This is a genomic window from Lachnospira eligens (assembly GCF_009680455.1).
GTDB lineage: Bacteria > Bacillota > Clostridia > Lachnospirales > Lachnospiraceae > Lachnospira > Lachnospira eligens_A.
Genome location: NZ_WKRD01000022.1, coordinates 1 through 1673, shown reverse-complemented (window position 1 = coordinate 1673; position 1673 = coordinate 1). Strand labels below are relative to the sequence as shown.

Here is a 1673-nt window from a genome sequence, read left to right as displayed (position 1 = left end):
TTAACCGTGAAACAACCATACAATACAACGATTTATAACACTGCACTATATTTGAGATTGAGCCGTGACGATGAATTGCAGGGGGAAAGCGGCAGTATCCAGACCCAGCGCATGATGCTTAGGCAGTATGCCGCAGAGCATGGGCTGACCGTTGTAGACGAGTACATTGACGACGGATGGAGCGGGACGAATTTCGAGCGTCCAAGTTTCCAAAGGATGATTGATGACATCGAGGACGGGAAAATCAACTGCGTTGTCACAAAGGACTTATCCCGTCTGGGAAGAAACTATATCCTGACCGGTCAGTACACGGAAATCTATTTCCCCAGCAAGGGAGTACGCTACATTGCCATCAATGACAATGTGGACACCATCAACGGAGAAAGCGAGCTTGCCCCGTTCTTAAACATCCTGAATGAAATGCACGCCCGACAGACCAGCAAAAAGGTCAAGGCTGCCATGCACACAAGATTTGCCAATGGCGCACACTATGGAGCCTATGCACCGCTGGGCTATGTAAAAGACCCGGACAAAAAAGGTCATCTTCTGATCGACCCGGAAACACGCTGGATTGTAGAGAAGATTTTTGACCTTGCTGTACACGGGCGTGGAGCCGCCAGCATTACACGGATTCTGGTGGAGGAAAAAGTACCTACCCCCGGCTGGCTGAACTATGAAAGATATGGGACTTTCGCTAATATCTACGCCGGTGCGCCCGCAGAAAAAGCCTATGCGTGGACGATAGCACAGGTCAAGAGCATTTTGAAAGAGGAAACCTACATCGGTCACAGTGTTCACAACAAGCAGAGCAACATTTCATTCAAGAACAAGAAAAAGGTGCGGAAGCCGCAGGAAGAATGGTATCGTGTGGAAAATACCCACGAAGCCATCATTTCCGAAGAAGTGTTCCAAAAAGTTCAGGAGCTGATTGCAAGCAGACGCAGGAAACGCAGAAACGGTACGACACAGATTTTCGCAGGATTGATAAAATGTGCAGACTGCGGATGGTCTTTAGCCTATGGGGAAAACAAGCAGAATAAGAACCCATACGGGTACTACCATTGCAGCAAGAACGGGCAGGGATTACGCCAGTGTTCCATGCACTATATCCGCTATGATGTACTGTATGCCTATGTGCTTGCAAGACTGCAATACTGGTCTATGCTGGCACAGAAAGACGAGGACAAGCTGCTGAAACGCCTGCTCAATGCCAGCGACAGGGAAAGAAACTCTGCGAAGAAAAAGCAGGCTGCGGAGCTGAAAAAGGCAGAGAAGCGTAAAGCCGAGGTTGACGGGCTGTTTGCTAAAATGTATGAGGACTGGTCTGCCGGACGCATAACCGAGTATAACTTCAATATGCTGTCCGAGAAGTACCAGAACGAGCAAAAGGAGCTTGAAACAAAAATAAGACAGCTTCACGAAACGATGGAAGCCGCCGTACAGACCGCAGCGGATGCTGAAAAGTGGATTGCCCTGATGAAACAGTATGTCAACCCCGTGGAGCTGACCGCCGAACTTCTGAACACTCTAATTGAAAAAATAACCGTCCACGAAGCTGTCAAGGGCGAGGACGGAAGCCGTGAGCAGGAAGTAGAAATCTACTACCGCTTCATCGGCAAAATCGACTGACCTTTCTTTTTTACCCAACAATATCTTTAATTAAGGGAGACGGG

General features: G+C 48.5%; 1 protein-coding gene. It reads left to right on the top strand.

The annotated features are described in order from the left end of the window. Positions 1 to 6: 6 nt before the first annotated feature. On the top strand, positions 7 to 1629 hold the full coding sequence (locus GKE48_RS14440; RefSeq protein WP_035300463.1) for a recombinase family protein: 1623 nt from the start codon (positions 7 to 9) through the stop codon (positions 1627 to 1629). Positions 1630 to 1673 lie beyond the last annotated feature (44 nt).